Annotated in this window: 15 protein-coding genes; 7 read left to right on the forward strand and 8 right to left on the reverse strand. The window is 65.0% G+C overall.

Translation table 11 applies throughout. The features are described from left to right. The first annotated feature begins 96 nt into the window (after nt 1–96). Together purL and IF690_RS06210 are read left to right on the forward strand one after the other, a co-directional pair. Nucleotides 97–3993, forward strand: a complete 3897-nt coding sequence (gene purL, locus IF690_RS06205) for a phosphoribosylformylglycinamidine synthase (protein ID WP_202699277.1) — start codon at nt 97–99, stop codon at nt 3991–3993. Nucleotides 3994–3998: 5 nt separating this feature from the next. After that, nucleotides 3999–4310, forward strand: a complete 312-nt coding sequence (locus IF690_RS06210; protein WP_202699278.1) for a YqfO family protein — start codon at nt 3999–4001, stop codon at nt 4308–4310. Between the two features lie 78 nt (nt 4311–4388). Here IF690_RS06210 and nagE read toward each other — a convergent pair whose 3' ends face one another. The 7 genes from nagE to IF690_RS06245 form a co-directional block, all read right to left on the reverse strand. Further along, entirely contained in the window at nt 4389–6110 is a 1722-nt protein-coding gene (gene nagE, locus IF690_RS06215; protein WP_202699279.1) for an N-acetylglucosamine-specific PTS transporter subunit IIBC, read from the reverse strand. Nucleotides 6111–6136: 26 nt separating this feature from the next. Then, nucleotides 6137–8659: a phosphoenolpyruvate--protein phosphotransferase gene (gene ptsP / locus IF690_RS06220; protein ID WP_202699280.1), complete on the reverse strand. Its 2523-nt coding sequence runs from the start codon at nt 8657–8659 to the stop codon at nt 6137–6139. A 30-nt stretch (nt 8660–8689) separates the two neighbouring features. Then, nucleotides 8690–9712 (reverse strand): SIS domain-containing protein, encoded by a 1023-nt coding sequence (locus IF690_RS06225; protein WP_202699281.1) that lies wholly within the window; start codon nt 9710–9712, stop codon nt 8690–8692. After that, complete coding sequence (nagA, locus tag IF690_RS06230) at nt 9693–10799, reverse strand: N-acetylglucosamine-6-phosphate deacetylase (RefSeq protein WP_202699282.1); 1107 nt, start codon at nt 10797–10799, stop codon at nt 9693–9695. Before nagA ends, IF690_RS06225 begins: the two co-directional genes overlap by 20 nt. A 44-nt stretch (nt 10800–10843) precedes the next feature. Beyond that, nucleotides 10844–11575, reverse strand: coding sequence for a GntR family transcriptional regulator (locus tag IF690_RS06235; protein ID WP_202699283.1), 732 nt, complete (start codon nt 11573–11575; stop codon nt 10844–10846). 295 nt (nt 11576–11870) lie between these two features. After that, nucleotides 11871–12374, reverse strand: coding sequence for a L,D-transpeptidase family protein (locus tag IF690_RS06240; RefSeq protein ID WP_202699284.1), 504 nt, complete (start codon nt 12372–12374; stop codon nt 11871–11873). 48 nt (nt 12375–12422) lie between these two features. After that, the gene (locus tag IF690_RS06245) at nt 12423–12974 is read right to left on the reverse strand and encodes an NUDIX hydrolase (protein WP_202699285.1); all 552 of its coding nucleotides are present in this window, start codon (nt 12972–12974) and stop codon (nt 12423–12425) included. A gap of 323 nt (nt 12975–13297) precedes the next feature. Here IF690_RS06245 and IF690_RS06250 point away from each other — a divergent pair, with 323 nt between their 5' ends. The 5 genes from IF690_RS06250 (at nt 13298) to purT (ending at nt 16581) form a co-directional block, all read left to right on the forward strand. Further along, the gene (locus tag IF690_RS06250) at nt 13298–13897 is read left to right on the forward strand and encodes a CoA pyrophosphatase (RefSeq protein WP_202699286.1); all 600 of its coding nucleotides are present in this window, start codon (nt 13298–13300) and stop codon (nt 13895–13897) included. 66 nt (nt 13898–13963) lie between these two features. Then, complete coding sequence (locus tag IF690_RS06255) at nt 13964–14488, forward strand: gamma carbonic anhydrase family protein (protein ID WP_202699287.1); 525 nt, start codon at nt 13964–13966, stop codon at nt 14486–14488. After that, complete coding sequence (locus IF690_RS06260; protein ID WP_202699288.1) at nt 14485–14700, forward strand: DUF1289 domain-containing protein; 216 nt, start codon at nt 14485–14487, stop codon at nt 14698–14700. Before IF690_RS06255 ends, IF690_RS06260 begins: the two co-directional genes overlap by 4 nt. A gap of 128 nt (nt 14701–14828) precedes the next feature. Further along, nucleotides 14829–15296: a VUT family protein gene (locus IF690_RS06265; protein WP_202699289.1), complete on the forward strand. Its 468-nt coding sequence runs from the start codon at nt 14829–14831 to the stop codon at nt 15294–15296. 103 nt (nt 15297–15399) lie between these two features. Beyond that, nucleotides 15400–16581, forward strand: coding sequence for a formate-dependent phosphoribosylglycinamide formyltransferase (gene purT / locus IF690_RS06270; protein WP_007927694.1), 1182 nt, complete (start codon nt 15400–15402; stop codon nt 16579–16581). Nucleotides 16582–16657: 76 nt separating this feature from the next. Here purT and IF690_RS06275 read toward each other — a convergent pair whose 3' ends face one another. Beyond that, nucleotides 16658–17974 (reverse strand): MFS transporter, encoded by a 1317-nt coding sequence (locus IF690_RS06275; protein ID WP_202699290.1) that lies wholly within the window; start codon nt 17972–17974, stop codon nt 16658–16660. Nucleotides 17975–18104: the final 130 nt, after the last annotated feature.

Raw genomic sequence — 18104 nt, forward strand, 5'->3', positions numbered from 1 at the left:
GCCGCGCTCGGGCGTGCCGTTTCGGGTGCCGTCGCGGGCGGTTTAGGCTAGAATGCACGGCCTCAAAGCACACCCCTTCCCGAGGCTGTCCCGAAGATGTTGATCCTGCGCGGCGCTCCTGCCCTTTCTGCCTTTCGCCACAGCAAACTCCTTGAGCAACTGAGCCAGAAGGTTCCAGCTGTCAGTGGCCTGTATGCTGAATTCGCTCACTTCGCCGAAGTTACCGGCGTCCTGACCGGCGACGAACAGCAGGTGCTTGCGCGCCTTCTGAAGTACGGCCCAAGCGTACCGGTGCAAGAACCTACCGGTCGTCTGTTCCTGGTGTTGCCGCGTTTCGGCACCATCTCGCCATGGTCGAGCAAGGCCAGCGATATCGCCCGCAACTGTGGCCTGAGCAAGATCCAGCGCCTGGAGCGTGGCATTGCCTTCTATGTGGCCGGTGAATTCAGCGACGCGCAAGCGCAGTTGATCGCGGACACCCTGCACGACCGCATGACCCAGATCGTGCTGGGCAACCTGGAACAGGCTGCCGGCCTGTTCAGCCATGCCACGCCGAAGCCGCTGACCGCCATCGACATCCTCGGTGGCGGCCGCGCCGCGCTGGAGCAGGCCAACACCGAACTGGGCCTGGCCCTGGCCGAAGACGAAATCGATTACCTGGTCAACGCCTTCCAGGGGCTCAAGCGCAACCCGCATGACATCGAGCTGATGATGTTCGCCCAGGCCAACTCCGAGCACTGCCGCCACAAGATCTTCAACGCCAGTTGGGATATCGACGGCCAGAGCCAGGAAAAAAGCCTGTTCGGCATGATCAAGAACACCTATCAGATGCACAACGAAGGTGTGCTGTCGGCCTACAAGGACAACGCGGCGGTCATCGTCGGTTCCGTTGCCGGGCGCTTCTACCCGAATCCCGATACCCGCCAGTACGGCGCGGTGCAGGAGCCGGTGCACATCCTGATGAAGGTCGAGACCCACAACCACCCGACCGCCATCGCGCCATTCCCGGGGGCTTCCACCGGTTCCGGCGGCGAGATCCGCGACGAAGGCGCGACCGGTCGTGGCGCCAAGCCGAAAGCCGGCCTGACCGGTTTCACCGTGTCCAACCTGCAGATCCCGGGCTTCGAACAGCCATGGGAAAAGCCGTACGGCAAGCCCGAGCGCATCGTCGACGCCCTGGACATCATGATCGAAGGCCCGCTGGGCGGCGCGGCGTTCAACAACGAATTCGGCCGTCCGGCCCTGACCGGCTACTTTCGTACCTTCGAACAGTCCATCGACACCCCGCGCGGTGAAGAGGTTCGCGGTTACCACAAGCCGATCATGCTGGCGGGCGGCATGGGCAACATCCGTGCCGAACACGTACAGAAAGGCGAGATCACCGTAGGCTCCAAGCTGATCGTCCTCGGCGGCCCGGCGATGCTCATCGGCCTGGGCGGCGGCGCCGCTTCCTCCATGGCCACCGGCACCAGCTCGGCCGACCTGGACTTCGCCTCGGTACAGCGTGAAAACCCGGAAATGGAGCGCCGTTGCCAGGAGGTCATCGACCGCTGCTGGCAACTGGGCGACAAGAACCCGATCAGTTTCATCCACGACGTTGGCGCGGGTGGCCTGTCCAACGCCTTCCCGGAGCTGGTCAACGATGGCGGCCGTGGCGGTCGCTTCGAACTGCGCAACATTCCCAACGACGAGCCGGGCATGGCCCCGCACGAAATCTGGTCCAACGAATCCCAGGAACGTTACGTCCTGGCCGTCGGCGCGGCTGATTTCGAACGTTTCCAGGCCATCTGCGAGCGCGAACGCTGCCCGTTCGCGGTCGTCGGCGAAGCCACTGCCGAGCCGCAACTGACCGTGACCGACAGCCACTTCGGCAACAGCCCGGTGGACATGCCGCTGGAAGTGCTGCTGGGCAAGGCCCCGCGCATGCACCGTTCGGCCGTTCGCGAAACCGAACTGGGCGACGACTTCGACCCGGCCAGCCTGGACATCGCCGAAAGCATCGAGCGCGTCCTGCATCACCCGGCCGTGGCCAGCAAGAGCTTCCTGATCACCATCGGCGACCGCACCATCACCGGCCTGGTGGCGCGTGACCAGATGGTCGGCCCGTGGCAGGTTCCGGTGGCCGACGTTGCCGTCACCGCCACCAGCTTCGACGTCTACACGGGTGAAGCGATGGCCATGGGCGAGCGTACTCCGCTGGCTCTGCTGGACGCTCCTGCGTCGGGCCGCATGGCGATCGGCGAAACCCTGACCAACATTGCCGCTTCGCGCATCGAGAAGATTTCCGACATCAAGCTGTCGGCCAACTGGATGTCCGCTGCCGGTCACCCAGGCGAAGACGCGCGTCTGTACGACACCGTCAAGGCAGTCGGCATGGAACTCTGCCCTGAGCTGGGCATTACCATCCCAGTGGGCAAGGACTCCATGTCCATGGCCACTCGCTGGAACGACAAGGGCGTCGACAAGAGCGTGACCTCGCCGCTGTCGCTGATCGTGACCGGTTTCGCGCCTGTGGCCGACATCCGCCAGACCCTGACCCCGCAACTGCGCATGGACAAGGGCACCACCGACCTGGTCCTGATCGACCTCGGTCGCGGCCAGAACCGCATGGGCGCCTCGATCCTTGCCCAGGTGCACGGCAAGCTCGGCAAGCAGGCTCCGGACGTCGATGACGCCGAAGACCTGAAAGCCTTCTTCGCGGTGATCCAGGGCCTCAATGCCGACGGTCACCTGCTGGCTTACCACGACCGTTCCGACGGTGGTCTGCTGACCAGCGTGGTGGAAATGGCCTTCGCCGGCCACTGCGGCCTGAACCTGAACCTCGACGCCCTGGCCGAGACCTCGGCCGATATCGCCGCCATCCTGTTCAACGAAGAACTGGGCGCGGTGATCCAGGTTCGCCAGGACGCGACCCCGAGCGTGCTGGCGCAATTCAGCGCCGCCGGCCTGGGCGACTGCGTGGCGGTGATCGGCCAGCCGGTCAACAACGGCCATATCAACATCCGCTTCAACGGCGAAAGCGTCTTCGCCGGCGAGCGTCGCCTGTTGCAGCGCCAGTGGGCTGAAACCAGCTACCAGATCCAGCGCCTGCGCGACAACGCCGACTGCGCCGAGCAGGAATTCGACGTCCTGCTGGAAGAAGACAACCCGGGCCTGAGCGTCAAGCTGAGCTTCGACGTCAACCAGGACATCGCCGCGCCTTACATCAAGAAAGGCGTGCGTCCTCAGGTTGCCGTGCTGCGCGAGCAGGGCGTCAACGGCCAGGTGGAAATGGCCGCGGCGTTCGACCGCGCCGGCTTCAACGCGATCGACGTGCACATGAGCGACATCCTCGCCGGTCGTGTCGACCTGAACGACTTCAAGGGCATGGTCGCCTGCGGCGGCTTCTCCTACGGCGACGTACTCGGCGCCGGCGAGGGCTGGGCCAAGTCGGCACTGTTCAACAGCCGTGCCCGCGACGCCTTCCAGGGCTTCTTCGAGCGCAACGACACCTTCACCCTCGGCGTGTGCAACGGTTGCCAGATGATGTCCAACCTGCACGAGCTGATCCCGGGCAGCGAGTTCTGGCCGCACTTCGTGCGCAACCGGTCCGAGCAGTTCGAGGCCCGTGTGGCGATGGTCCAGGTCCAGGAGTCGAACTCGATCTTCCTGCAGGGCATGGCCGGTTCGCGGATGCCGATCGCCATTGCCCACGGCGAAGGCCATGCGGAATTCGAAAGCGCAGAAGCCCTGCTCGAAGCCGACCTGTCCGGTTGCGTGGCCCTGCGCTTTGTCGACAACCACGGCAAGGTCACCGAAAGCTACCCGGCCAACCCGAACGGCTCGCCGCGCGGGATCACAGGCCTGACCAGCCGCGACGGTCGCGTCACCATCATGATGCCGCACCCTGAGCGGGTATTCCGTGCCGTACAGAACTCCTGGCGTCCGGAAGAATGGAACGAGGATGCGGCGTGGATGCGCATGTTCCGTAACGCTCGCGTGTGGGTGAACTAAGGCCTGTGTACAAGCTCAGCTTTTTCGTCCCGCCCAGCCACGTGGATGTGGTCAAGAACGCCGTATTCGCCGCCGGTGGCGGACGGATCGGTGCTTACGACCAGTGTGCGTGGCAGGTGCTGGGCCAGGGCCAGTTTCGTCCATTGGACGGCAGCCAGCCGTTTCTCGGGCAGACCGGCCTGGTCGAGCAGGTGCCGGAATGGAAAGTCGAGCTGGTGGTGGCCGACGAGCTGATCCGTAGCGTGGTGATGGCCCTCAAGCAGAGCCATCCCTACGAGACACCGGCTTATGAAGTCTGGCGTCTGGAGGACTTCTAAGGCCCCACCCATGAAAAAGCCCGCTGAACCGGTAACGGTCAGCGGGCTTTTTTGTGCCTGCTCTCCTGTCGGAGAGGGTCAGACCTTGGCGTTGACCTCGCTGCGGTTGATCAGGTTATCCAGCGCCTGGCTCAGGCTTGCGGCCTTTTCGCCGATCAGCAGGTGCCAGACGCCATCGTCGAGCTGGCTCGAGCCCAGGCAGCCAAGGCTCTTCAGCTGACATTCTGACAGCGCCTTGTTATCGCCCAGTTGCACCCGCAGGCGGGTCATGGCCACGCAGTCCAGTTGCAGCACATTGTCGCTGCCGCCGAAGGCGTCCAGCCATTTCCCGGCTTCCTGGGGCGCGACGCTTACCGCTGGCGGTGCTTCGAAGGCCGCGGCGGCGGGGGCTGGCTGCTCCAGAGGCTTGCCGGCGCTGGGTATGGCCAGGCGAATTTCATCGGCGATGCTGTCGGCCAGCGGGCCGACCACCACCTGCAGGCTGCCGCCCTTGCCGGGACGCACCACGGCCATGGCGCCAAGGGCCTTGAGGTCGCTGTCCGACGCCTTGTTGCGGTCGGCCAGTTCCAGGCGCAGGCGAGTGGTGCAGGCGCCGACGGTCATCAGGTTGTCCGCGCCGCCCAGGGCCTGGATATAAGCATCAGCGCGCTGATTGTTGGTCATGGAGACTTTTTCGCTGCCTGGAGTGTCTTCGCGGCCTGGAGTCTTCAGGTTGAAGCGACGGATACAGAAGTCGAAGACCGTGTAGTAGATCACTGCATAGAGCAGGCCCACGGGGAATATCAGCCAGCCGTTGGTGGAGCGGCCCCAGCCGAGAGCCATGTCGATGGCGCCGCCGGAGAAGGTGAAGCCCAGGTGGATATTGAGGAAGTTGGTCAGGCCCATGGCGAGGCCGGTCAGCAGGGCATGCACCAGGTAGAGGAAGGGGGCGAGGAACATGAAGGCGAATTCCACCGGCTCGGTCACCCCGGTGAGGGCCGAGGTCAGGGCCATCGACAGCAGGATCCCGCCCATCACCTTGCGCCGCTCCGGCAAGGCGTTGCGATACATCGCCAGGCAGGCAGCGGGCAGGCCGAAGATCATCATCGGGAACATGCCGGTCATGAACTGGCCGCCCTTGGGATCGCCGGCGAAGTAGCGCGAGATATCCCCGGTGACCAGGGCTCCGGTGGTCGGATCGGTGAAGTTGCCGAAGACGAACCAGGCCATGTTGTTGAGGATATGGTGCAGGCCGGTGACGATCAGCAAGCGGTTGAACACACCGAACACGAAGGCGCCGATGCTGCCGCTGTCCAGCAGCAGGGCGCCGAAGCTGTTGATGCCGTGCTGGATCGGCGGCCAGATCAGGCCGAACACCACCCCCAGGCCAACGGCGCTGAAGCCGGTAACGATCGGCACGAAGCGCCGCCCGCCAAAGAACGCCAGGTATTCCGGCAGCTTGATGTCCTTGAAGCGGTTGTACAGGGCGCCGCCCAACAGGCCGCTGATGATCCCGGCGAGCATGCCCATGTTGATGCTGGCATCGAGCACCTTGAGGGTCGCCACCATCACCAGGTAACCGATGGCGCCGGCCAGGCCGGCGGTGCCGTTGTTGTCCTTGGCGAAGCCCACGGCGATGCCGATGGCGAAGATCAGCGCCAGGTTGGCGAAGATGGTCTGGCCGGCATCGTGGATGATCGCGACGTTCAGCAGGTCGGTGTCGCCCAGGCGCAACAGCAGGCCGGCGATCGGCAGGATCGCGATCGGCAGCATCAGGGCCCGGCCCAGGCGCTGCAGGCCTTCGATGAATAATTGGTACATGGCGTGTCTCCCGGTGTTCTTGTTGTTCAGCTCAGGGGCCAGTGTTGGTGGCAGGCATGGCGCACCGCCGAGGCACTGCTCAGGTTCAGCAGGTCATGGCTGAGGCGCCGGCATTCGGCGGCGTCCAGCTGGCGGACCCGCTCCTTGATCTCACCCACTTGCGGCGGGCTCACCGACAGCTCGCTGACCCCCAGGCCGACCAGCACCGGCGTCGCCAGCGGATCGGAGGCCAGCGCGCCGCACACACCGACCCAGCGCCCATGCCTGGCGGCGCCGGCGCAGGTCTGGGCGATCAGCCTTAGTAACGCCGGGTGCAGGGCATCGACCCGCGCGGCCAGGCCGGCATGGTCACGGTCCATGGCCAAGGTGTATTGCGACAGGTCGTTGGTGCCGATGGAGAGGAAGTCGGCGTATTCGGCCAGTTGTTCGGCGAGCAGGGCGGCGGCCGGGACTTCGATCATCACCCCCAGCTCCGGGCGCTGGCCGATCCGCAGCTCGGCGCACAGGCAGTCGATGCGCTCGCGGATATGCAGCAGTTCGTCGAGCTCGCTGACCATCGGCAGCAGGATGCGGCAGCGCTGCAGCGGGCTGACCTGCAGCAGGGCCCGCAGTTGCTGGTCCAGCAGCTCCGGGCGGGCCTGGGCCAGGCGAATGCCACGCAGGCCCAGCACCGGGTTGGCTTCCACCGGCAGCGGCAGGTAGTCCAGTTGTTTGTCGCCGCCCACGTCGATGGTGCGGATGATCACCGACTTGTCGCCCATGGCATCGAGTACGGCCTGATAGGCCTGGCGCTGCTCCTGTTCATCGGGGGCGGTATGCCGGTCGACAAACAGAAACTCGGTACGCAGCAGGCCGACGCCGTCGGCACCGTTGGCATGGGCGCCCTGGGCTTCCTGGCTGGAGGCGACATTGGCGGCGACTTCGATCGCCTGGCCGTCGAGGGTCCTGGCCGGCAGCCGGGCCTGTTGCTGTTGTTGCTCGCGACGCTGCTGGCGCAGCAGATGGCTCTGCCGGACCTGTTCGATGCGCGCGCTATCCGGCGTCAGTTCCAGGCGCCCGTGATCGGCGTTCAGCACCACCTGCTGGCCTTGAGGCGCATCGAGAAGCTCCGAGCCCAGGGCCACCAGGCAGGGCAGGCCCTTGCCCCGCGCCAGGATCGCCACGTGGGAGGTGGCGCCGCCGGCGGCCATGCACAGGCCAACGGCGCCTTGCTCGCTCAGTTGCAGCAGGTCGGACGGGGTCAGTTCGTGGGCCGCGACTATGGCGCCGGCCGGCAGCTGGTAATGCCAGGCCTCGCCGAGCAGGGCGCGCAGGACCCGTTGTTGCAGGTCGCGCAGGTCGTTGGCGCGTTCGGCGAGCAGGGCATTGCCCAGTTGCAGCAAGATCTCGCACTGTTCGCCGATGGCGTCGCTCCAGGCGTGGGTGGCGGCGCGCCCCTGGGCGATGCTCTGGCGGGCGGCGTCCAGCAGCGCCGGGTCTTCGAGCAGGGCCAGGTGGGCGGCGAAGATTGCTTCTTCCTGGTTGTCCTTGCGTTGCCGGGCGTGGTCCAGGGTACCGCGAATGTCGCTGCGAACCTTTTCCAGGGCCTGGTCCAGCGCTTGCAGTTGTTCCTGTGGCGGGTGACCGCCGCTGTCTTCGGGCAGGGTCATGGCGGTCAGGTGAAACAGCGGCCCGCAGACCAGTCCCGGAGCGGCGCAGACTCCCTGGATCACCCCGGCCTCGGCGTAGCGCTGGGGCGCGGCAGGCTTCACCGTCGGTGCCGTGGCGTGGGCGTCTTCGGCCAGCGGGGTGGCGAGGGCGTCCAGCAGCGCCAGCAGGGCGGCCTTGCAGTCCTTGCCCTGGCAACTGACCCGTACCTCGTCCTGCTCGCCGACCCCCAGCCCCATCAGGCTGACCAGGCTGTCGCAGGACGCCGACTTGCCGTTGAAGTGCAGTTGCGCCTTGCTGCTGAACCCTTGCGCGGTCTGGCGGACCAGCGCGGCCGGCCGGGCGTGCAGGCCGCCACGGTGATTGACCCGGGTCACGCCTTCGACCGCGTCGGTCGAGGTGTCGCCAGCTCCCGCCTGGGCCGCATTGGCCACGCGCGGAACGATGTGCAGCAGCGGTTCGCCGACTTTTACCGATTTCAGGGTGATGGGCAGGGTCTGGAAGTGCTCGCCGTTGGTCAGGATCATCAGGCTGATCAGGCTTTTGCTGTTTCGCGCAACCTGGTCGAGGTCGAAGCGCAGCAGGGCCTGGCCGCTGCTGACCCGGGCGCCTTCCTGCACCAGCATGGAGAAACCCTCGCCTTGCAGCTGGACGGTGTCCAGGCCCAGGTGCAGCAGCAGTTCCGCGCCATTGTCGGCGCGCAGGGTCACTGCGTGGCCGGTGCGGGCGGCATGCACCACCACACCGGCGCAGGGGGCGTGCAGGGTGTTGTTCAGCGGGTCGATGGCGATCCCGTCGCCCATGGCACCACTGGAAAACACCAGGTCGGGGACCTTGGCGAGGGTGAGCACCGGGCCGCTCAAGGGAGCGCCGAGCGTCAGGTCTTTATTGTTGTTGTGCATGGCGCAGTACTCATCCGTTGAAGGAAAGGCTCAGTGGGTGCGGGTCACCTTGCTCAGGTGCCGTGGCTGGTCCGGGTCCATGCCGCGGGCCTCGGCAAGGTTTGCGGCCATGCCGTAGAAACTCTGGATCGCCAGGATCGGATCGAGCGCCGGGTGTTCGGCCAGGCTCAGGGTCAGGTCGCGCTCGGCGATATCGTCCGGCGCCGCCAGCAGCACCCGGGCGCCACGCTGGCGCATGTCGGCCGCGAGGCTGATCAGGCCGGCCTGTTCCGCTCCCCGTGGGGCGAACACCAGCAGCGGGTAGTTGTCGCCGATCAGCGCCATCGGGCCGTGGCGAACTTCCGCGCTGCTGAAGGCTTCGGCCTGGATCGCCGAGGTTTCCTTGAGTTTCAGCGCCGCTTCCTGGGCGATGGCGAAACCGGCGCCACGGCCGATCACCATCAGCCGCTGGCTATCGCGCAGGGCTTCGACGGCCGGGCTCCAGTCCTGGGTCGCGGCTTCGCGCAGCCCTTGGGGCAGGGCGAGGCCGGCTTCCAGCAGCTGCGCGTCCTGTTTCCAGTGGGCGATCAGGCGGGCGCTGGCGCTGAGGGTAGCGATAAAGCTCTTGGTCGCCGCCACGCTGCGTTCGGCGCCGGCATGCAGCGGCAGGCAGAACTCGCTGGCGGCCTCCAGCGGGGTGTCCTGGGCGTTGACCATGGCCACGCTCAAGGCCCCGCGCTTGCGCAGCAGCCGCATGCTGTTGACCAGGTCGGGGCTCTGCCCGGACTGGGAAAAGGCGAAAGCCGCCTGGCCGCTGACCCGCAGTGGCGCCTGTTGCATGGTCACCACCGACATCGGCAGGGACGCGACCGGGAAGCCCAACTGCTGCATGGTCAGGTAGGCGAAGTAGCTGGCGGCATGGTCGGAACTGCCGCGGGCGACGGTCATCACCACTTGCGGCGGCTGGCGGTTCAGGCGCCCGGCCACTTCGATCAGTTGTGGGTCCAGGTGCTGCAACTGGCCTTCGACGGCCGCGGCAGAGGACAGCGCCTCTTCAAGCATTTTTGAAGTCAATGTCTTCTCCTTCGACCATGACGGCGGTCAGTGTGAGTGAGCGGTCCAGGCACACGCAGTCGGCCCAGCTGCCGACCTGCAAACGCCCGCGTTCGGCCAGGCCGAGATAATCGGCGGGAAACTGTGACAAGCGTTGCGAAGCTTCGGCCAGGGGCAGGCCGATCTTCACCAGATTGCGCAAGGCCTGGTCCATGGTCAGGGTGCTGCCGGCCAGGGTGCCGTCCGGAAGGCGCACGCCGCCCAGGCATTTGGTCACGGTGTGGCTGCCGAGCTTGTATTCGCCGTCCGGCATGCCGGCGGCCGCGGTGGAGTCGGTCACGCAGTACAGGCAGGGGATCGAGCGCAGGGCCACGCGCATGGCACCGGGGTGCACGTGCAGCAGGTCGGGGATCAGTTCCGCGTACTGGGCGTGGGCCAGGGCGGCGCCGACTATGCCCGGCTCGCGGTGATGCAGCGGGCTCATGGCGTTGTACAGGTGGGTGAAGCTGGTGGCCCCGGCATCGAGCGCGGCCACGCCTTCTTCGTAGCTGCCCAGGGTATGGCCGATCTGCATGCGGATGCCGCGGGCGCTGAGGGCGCGGATCAGCGCGTCATGGCCGGCGATCTCCGGGGCGATGGTGATCACCCGGATTGGCGCCAGGCGCAGGTAGGCCTCGACTTCGGCCATCAGCGCAGTATGGGCGAAATTGGGCTGGGCGCCGAGTTTGCCCGGGTTGATGTAGGGGCCTTCCAGGTGCACGCCGAGCACCCGGGCGCTGCCGTTGGGGCGCTGCTCGCAGTATTCGCCGATGGCGCCCAGGACCCGGGTGATCTCCTCGGTCGGCGCGGTCATGGTGGTGGCCAGCAGCGAGGTGGTGCCGAAGCGCACGTGGGTGCGGGCGATGGTCTCGAACGCCGGGGCGCCTTCCATGATGTCCTTGCCGCCGCCGCCGTGCACATGCAGGTCGATGAAGCCCGGCAGCAGGTAGGGCAGGTCGTTGTCCGCCGGATCGCAGGGGCTGCCTTCGATGCCGGTGACCTTGCCGTCCCGGTGGTTCAGGCGGCCGCGAATCCAGCCTTGCGGGGTGAGGATGTTGTATTCGGACATGGGCAGCTCTCTGGGACGGGTTCTTGGCGACTCGGCGGCCTGGCTCAGCGGCGCAGCTCGGCGACGAAGTCGTAGTAGTCGTTGCGGCAATAGGTGTCGGTGACTTCGATCGGGGTGTTGTCCTCGAGGTAGCCGACACGGGTCATCAGCAGCATCGCGGTGCCGGGGGCGATGCCCACCAGGGCGGCGAACTCGGCGCAGGCGTTGATCGCCTGGATGTGCTGCAGGGCACGGACCACCGGGCGGCCGATGCCATCGAGGTAGGCGTAGAGCGAGTCGCCGATGGCGTCCGGCTGGGCAATGATCGAGGCCGGCAGGGTGCTCATTTCGATCGCCATCACGGTGTCGTCGGCTTTGCGCAGGCGCTTGAGGCGCGCGACCTTGTCGTTCGGCGACAGGCCGAGGCGGATCAGCTCTTCGTGGGTCGGCGTGGTGATTTCCCGCTCCAGCCATTGGGAACCGGGCACGAAGCCCTTGAGGCGAAGCATTTCGCTGAAACCGGACAGGCGCGACAACGGTTGTTCCAGGCGTGGGGTGATGAAGGTGCCGGAGCCCTGGCTGCGTCGAATCAGGCCTTGTTCGAACAATACTTCCAGGGCCTTGCGCGCGGTGACGCGGGAGATGTTGAGCATCTCGCTCAGGTTGCGTTCCGAGGGCAGGGCCTGTTCGGCTTTCCATTGGCCGGCATGGATCGCGGCTTCAAGGTTGCGCGCCAGTTGCAGGTACAACGGGGTCGGCTGGGTATCGTCGGGGCGCAGGGCCAGGATGTGGTTCATCTGTCGAGGTTCCGATGCGTTATTGGTTTGTTGTCGCCCGGTAATGTGGCGAAAACTAATACCACTTAAATACCATGTCAACGCCACTGCTACGGCGAAGACGCACGAAAATGGGCACTTTATGGGTGTTGGCGGGGTTGGTTTGGGGAAGTGGTATTAGGGCGGTCTGGCCATGAATGCGAAAATCGCAGGGGCGGCGGTTCTTCGAGCGGGAATTGGTATTCACCTTTCGAAGCCGGCGCGACCTGCGATTTTTTTTGTAACGGAGGTGTTTTAGCGGCGTTTCAGCGAGGAATCAGGGGCGGATTTCGATCATCGTGCCGTCCGGGACCAGGCCCCAGACTTCACGCATGTCGACGTTGCGCATGGCGATGCAGCCGTCGGTCCAGTCCAGGGTGTGGAAGTACTGCTCGGGGTAGTCTTCGCTGTCCGGGGTGCCGTGGATCATGATCATGCCGCCGGGCTCCACGCCCTCGCGGCGCGAGCGGGCGGCATCGCTGATGTTCGGGTAGGAGATATGCATGGCCAGGTTGAAGCGGTCGCTGGTCTTGCGCCAGTCCAGCCAATAGAGGCCTTCCGGCGTGCGCTTGTCGCCTTCCATGAGCTTCGGGCCCTTGGGCTGTTTGCCCAGGGAAATACGGTAGGTCTTGATGGGTTTGCCGTCGTTGATCAGTTGCAACTGATGGGCCGACTTGAGGACCAAGACTTTTTCGATGACCTTGCCGTCCAGGGTATCCGTCGCGGAGGCATGGGAGACCGCGATAACCGAGCAGCAGAAAAGAGCGAGCAACCAGCGCATTGAAACGATATCCCTAAGAGTACACAGGTGCCGCGTACGTTTTGTTGTTTAAGTGAGGGCCGGCTGAGCCAGGGGTGGAATGGACTCGGAACGCACGGGGTATTGCTCGTTCCGCCGGTCAGCGAAGAAATATTCTAAGGTACGCCCGACCGTGCGAAAAGCCAGCTCGGACCAGGGAATGTCGGCTTCTTCGAAAAGCCGGACTTCCAGGCTCTCTTCGCCGGCGGCGAAATCCAGGTCCGCCAGCTCGGCGCGGAAGAAGACATGCACCTGGCTGATGTGCGGGACGTCGATCAGCGTATAGATGCTCAGGTTGCGTACCCGGGCGCAGGCTTCCTCGAACGTCTCGCGAATCGCCGCCTGTTCGACGGTCTCGCCGTTCTCCATGAAGCCGGCCGGCAGCGTCCAGTAACCACGGCGCGGTTCGATCGCGCGCCGGCACAGCAGCACCTGGGTGCCCCAGGTCGGCAGGCAGCCGGCGACTATGTTCGGGTTCTGGTAATGGATGGTCTGGCAGTTGTCGCAGACAAACCGCAGGCGTGAATCGCCTTCGGGAATGCGCTGGGTGACCGGGTGACCGCACTGGCTGCAGAATTTCATGCTGGGTATCCGAAAAGGCTGCGCCTATCTTGGCGTGCACGGGGCTTTGTCGGCAAGTTGTCGTTACGCGACATGGCGTGGATCGGGGGTTGGGCGGTCGGTTTGTTTGGTGCATGATGCATAGGGTCTGTTGACCTTTGGTGACGAGCCGCGTTGCGGGGCCAAACTGTGCGAGGCAAGGCGCGGGATGCCGCTAATGGTTGTTCCCTTGGCAAGCCCCGCAACGTAGCCTCGCGCAGTTTGGCACGCAACCCAAGTGGACTTCCGTCGCGGCCGTCACCAAAGGTCAACAGACCCTAATAGCGCACAGACCGAGAAGACTCATGCTGGACGAGCTACTGCACCGGGTAAGCAATCATACGCCGCGACCGCTGGAGACGGATCGACGTTTCCCCGAGGCTGCCGTGCTGGTGCCCATTACCCGCAGTGACGAGCCTGAGCTGGTGCTGACCCTGCGCGCCAAAGGATTGTCCACCCACGGCGGCGAAGTGGCGTTCCCCGGCGGTCGTCGCGATCCGGAAGATCCCGACCTGGTCTTTACCGCCCTGCGCGAAGCCGAAGAGGAAATCGGCCTGCCCCCGGGGCTGGTGGAAATGATCGGCCCCTTGAGTCCGCTGATTTCCCTGCATGGGATCAAGGTCACGCCCTATGTCGGGGTGATTCCCGATTACGTCGAATACCTGGCCAATGACGCCGAGATCGCCGCGGTATTCAGCGTGCCGCTGGAGTTTTTCCGCCAGGACCCGCGCGAGCATACCCACCGCATCGATTATCAGGGCCGCAGCTGGTATGTGCCGAGCTACCGCTTCGGCGAATACAAGATCTGGGGCCTGACGGCGATCATGATCGTCGAACTGATCAACCTGCTGTATGACGCCAAGATCAGCCTGCACCAACCGCCCAAAAACTTTATCAATATTTGAAGCCATCGCCCGTATGGCCTGAACCCTACCCTGTACCAGAACCTGCCTGGCCTTGAGGACAACAACATGAAATTCCGCTTGGGCGACGCCCGTGTCGAAACCCACCCGCAAAGCTGGGTCGCACCCAATGCCACGCTGGTGGGCAAGGTCAAGCTGGAGGAGGGGGCCAACGTCTGGTTCAACGCAGTGCTGCGTGGCGACAACGAGCTGATCCTGATCGGCAAGGACAGCAACGTGCAGGATGGCACGGTGATGCATACCGACATGGGCTTTCCGCTGACCATCGGCACTGGCGTGACCATTGGCCACAACGCCATGTTGCATGGCTGCACTGTCGGCGACTACAGCCTGATCGGCATCAACGCGGTGATTCTCAACGGCGCGAAGATTGGCAAGAACTGCATCATTGGCGCCAACTCGCTGATCGGCGAGGGCAAGGAGATCCCTGACGGTTCGCTGGTGATGGGCTCGCCGGGCAAGGTGGTCCGCGAGTTGACCGAGCAGCAGAAGAAGATGCTCGAAGCCAGCGCCGCGCACTATGTGCACAATTCCCAGCGTTACGCCCGCGACCTGGCCGAGCAAGAACAATGACCGAGCCCGAAAAGCCCGTTCGTTCGCCCTGCGTGAGCATCTGTGCGCTGGACGATGACGATATCTGCACCGGCTGCCAGCGCACGGTGAGCGAGATCACCCGCTGGAGCCGCATGGACAACGCCGAGCGCCGTGAGGTGCTGGCGTTGTGTCATGAGCGTGCCAAGTCCAGCGGATTGCTGTGGATGCTGGGTACTCCGTCCGGCCATTGAGGCTTATCGCGAGCAAGCACGCTCCTGCAGGTCCGTGTCGGAGCGTGCTTGCTCGCGATAGCGATATCTGGTCCCGTGCTATCACCTGAAGTACCCTGTGCGCCTTATTGACAGGTACTTTTTGCCCCATGCTCTTCCTGATCGCCTATATCGGCAGTGTCGTACTGATCAACTACGCCTTTTCCACCGCTCCGCACCTGGACATCATCTGGTCGGCCTGGGGGGGGCTGGTGTTCGTCCTGCGGGACATGGTGCAGACCCGCTTCGGCCATGGCGCGCTCGTCGCCATGCTGCTGGCGCTGGTGCTGTCCTACGTGACCTGCGACCCGGCCATCGCCCTGGCCAGCGCCACGGCGTTCGCGGTCTCAGAGTGCATCGACTGGCTGGTTTTCAGCATTACCAGGCGCCCGCTGCACGACCGCCTGTGGATAAGTTCGGCGTTGAGCATTCCCCTGGACACCTTTATCTTTTTCGGACTGATCGACGCCTTGACCCCGGGCGTGATCCTCACGGCGCTGGGTTCGAAGTTCGCCGGCGTGACCGTGGTCTGGCTGGCCATGGCCTGGCGTTTGCGCAAGGCGGCGTGCGCCAGCTGAGGCCAAAGTGCGCGGTTCATGTAAAATGCCGCGCTTTCTTCCCCATGGGCCGCCCGCCTGGTGCGCGACCCTCGATGATCCGCTCCTTTTTGAGGACCTTCAGATGACCCGTATCGGAACTCCATTGTCGCCAACCGCGACCCGCGTTTTGCTGTGTGGCTGTGGTGAGTTGGGCAAGGAAGTGGTGATCGAGCTGCAACGCCTGGGCGTTGAAGTGATTGCCGTGGATCGCTACGCCAACGCGCCGGCGATGCAGGTCGCCCATCGCAGCCATGTGATCAACATGCTCGACGGCGCCGCGCTGCGTGCGGTGATCGAGGCGGAGAAGCCACACTTCATCGTGCCGGAGATCGAAGCCATCGCCACCGCTACCCTGGTGGAGCTGGAGTCCGAAGGGTTCACCGTGATCCCGACCGCCCGTGCCGCCCAGCTGACCATGAACCGCGAAGGCATCCGTCGCCTGGCCGCCGAAGAGCTGGACCTGCCGACCTCGCCTTACCACTTCGCCGATACCTTCGAAGACTACCGCAAGGCGGTGGACGACCTGGGTTTCCCCTGCGTGGTCAAGCCGGTGATGAGTTCCTCGGGCAAGGGCCAGAGCCTGCTGCGCAGCGTCGACGACGTGCAGAAGGCCTGGGACTACGCCCAGGAGGGCGGGCGTGCCGGCAAGGGCCGGGTGATCATCGAGGGTTTCATCGATTTCGATTATGAAATCACCCTGCTGACCGTACGCCATGTCGGCGGCACCACCTTCTGCGCGCCGGTCGGCCACCGCCAGGAGAAGGGCGACTACCAGGAGTCCTGGCAGCCCCAGGCCATGAGCCCGAAAGCCCTGGCCGAGTCCGAGCGCGTGGCCAAGGCGGTGACCGAGGCGCTGGGTGGCCGTGGCCTGTTCGGTGTCGAGCTGTTCATCAAGGGCGACCAGGTCTGGTTCAGCGAAGTGTCGCCGCGTCCCCACGACACCGGCCTGGTGACTCTGATTTCCCAGGACCTGTCGCAGTTCGCCCTGCATGCCCGGGCGATCCTCGGCTTGCCGATCCCGTTGATCCGTCAGTTCGGCCCGTCGGCCTCGGCGGTGATCCTGGTGGAAGGCCAGTCGACCCAGACCGCTTTCGCCAACCTGGGCGCGGCCCTGAGCGAGCCGGACACGGCCCTGCGCCTGTTCGGCAAGCCTGAAGTCAATGGCCAGCGCCGCATGGGCGTGGCCCTGGCGCGCGACGAGTCGATCGAGGCCGCCCGGGCCAAGGCGACCCGGGCTTCCCAGGCGGTCGTTGTAGAGCTGTAAAAGCATCGCGAGCAAGCTCGCTCCTACAGGTTCGGTATAGCCCTTGTAGGAGCGAGCTTGCTCGCGAAGCGACCTTTCAACCGACCTGGTTCAGGTCGTTATTGCGCGTTTCCTTCAGGCACAGCACAGCGATCAGGCTGAGCACCGCTGCCGCCGACACATACCCGCCGACCCAACTCAATCCCCCCATCGCCACCAGTTTCTGGGCGAAGAAGGGGGCCGCCGAGGCGCCGACAATGCCGCCCAGGTTATAGGCCGCCGATGCGCCGGTATAACGCACGTGGGTGGGGAACAGCTCGGGCAGCAGGGCGCCCATCGGGGCGAAGGTCACGCCCATCAGGAACAGCTCGATGCACAGGAACAGCGCCACGCCCCAGGTCGAGCCCTGGGTCAGCAGCGGTTCCATGGTGAAGCCAGAGAGAATCGCCAGCAGGCCACCGATGATCAGCACCGGCTTGCGTCCATAACGGTCGCTGGCCCAGGCCGACAACGGCGTGGCCGCGGCCATGAACAGCACGGCAAAGCACAGCAGGCCGAGGAAGGTTTCGCGGCTATAGCCCAGGGTCGCGACGCCGTAGCTCAGCGAGAACACCGTCGAGATGTAAAACAGCGCGTAACACACCACCATCGCCGAGGCGCCCAGCAGCACCGGCAGCCAGTACTGGCTGAACAGCTCGATCAGCGGCATCTTGACCCGTTCCTGGCGGGCGATGGCGTTGGCGAATACTGGGGTTTCATGGAGTTTCAGGCGCACATACAGGCCGACCAGCACCAGCGCGGCGCTGAGCAGGAACGGAATCCGCCAGCCCCAGGAGCGGAACTGTTCGTCGCTCAGGCTCATGGCCAGGGTCAGGAACAGGCCGTTGGCCGCGAGAAAACCGATCGACGGTCCCAGTTGCGGGAACATGCCGAACCAGGCGCGTTTGCCTTTGGGCGCGTTTTCCGTGGCGAGCAGCGCGGCTCCACCCCATTCGCCACCCAGCCCCAGGCCCTGGCCGAAACGCAGCAGGCACAACAGGATCGGGGCCCAGGCGCCAATGCTGTCATAGCCGGGCAGTACGCCGATCAGCGTGGTGCACACGCCCATCAGCAGCAGCGATGCCACCAGGGTCGACTTACGGCCGATCCGGTCGCCGAAGTGGCCGAACAGCGCCGAACCCAGGGGGCGGGCGAGGAAAGCGATGCCGAAGGTCAGGAAGGCCGAGAGCATCTGGGCGGTGCCGGACGTCTGCGGGAAGAATACCGGGCCGATCACCAGCGCGGCGGCGGTGGCGTACACGTAGAAGTCGTAGAACTCGATGGCGGTACCGATAAAGCTGGCGGTGGCCACGCGGCTGGCGGAGTTGGTCGGCTGGGCAGGCACGGAGGCGCTGTAGGTGGTACTGGTTGTCATGCGGTTATCCCTGACAGTCATGTGCTCCATGGGAGCGAATTATTATGGTCGAACACCCAGGGATGTGGGTTTGGCGCGGGCGTGGCTCGGGGTGGGAGCGAAGCCTGCCAGAAGCGGGCGGAGCAGGGCA

Origin of the sequence: Pseudomonas sp. SK3(2021) (genome assembly GCF_016772375.1) — a bacterium.
Taxonomy (GTDB): domain Bacteria; phylum Pseudomonadota; class Gammaproteobacteria; order Pseudomonadales; family Pseudomonadaceae; genus Aquipseudomonas; species Aquipseudomonas chlororaphis_I.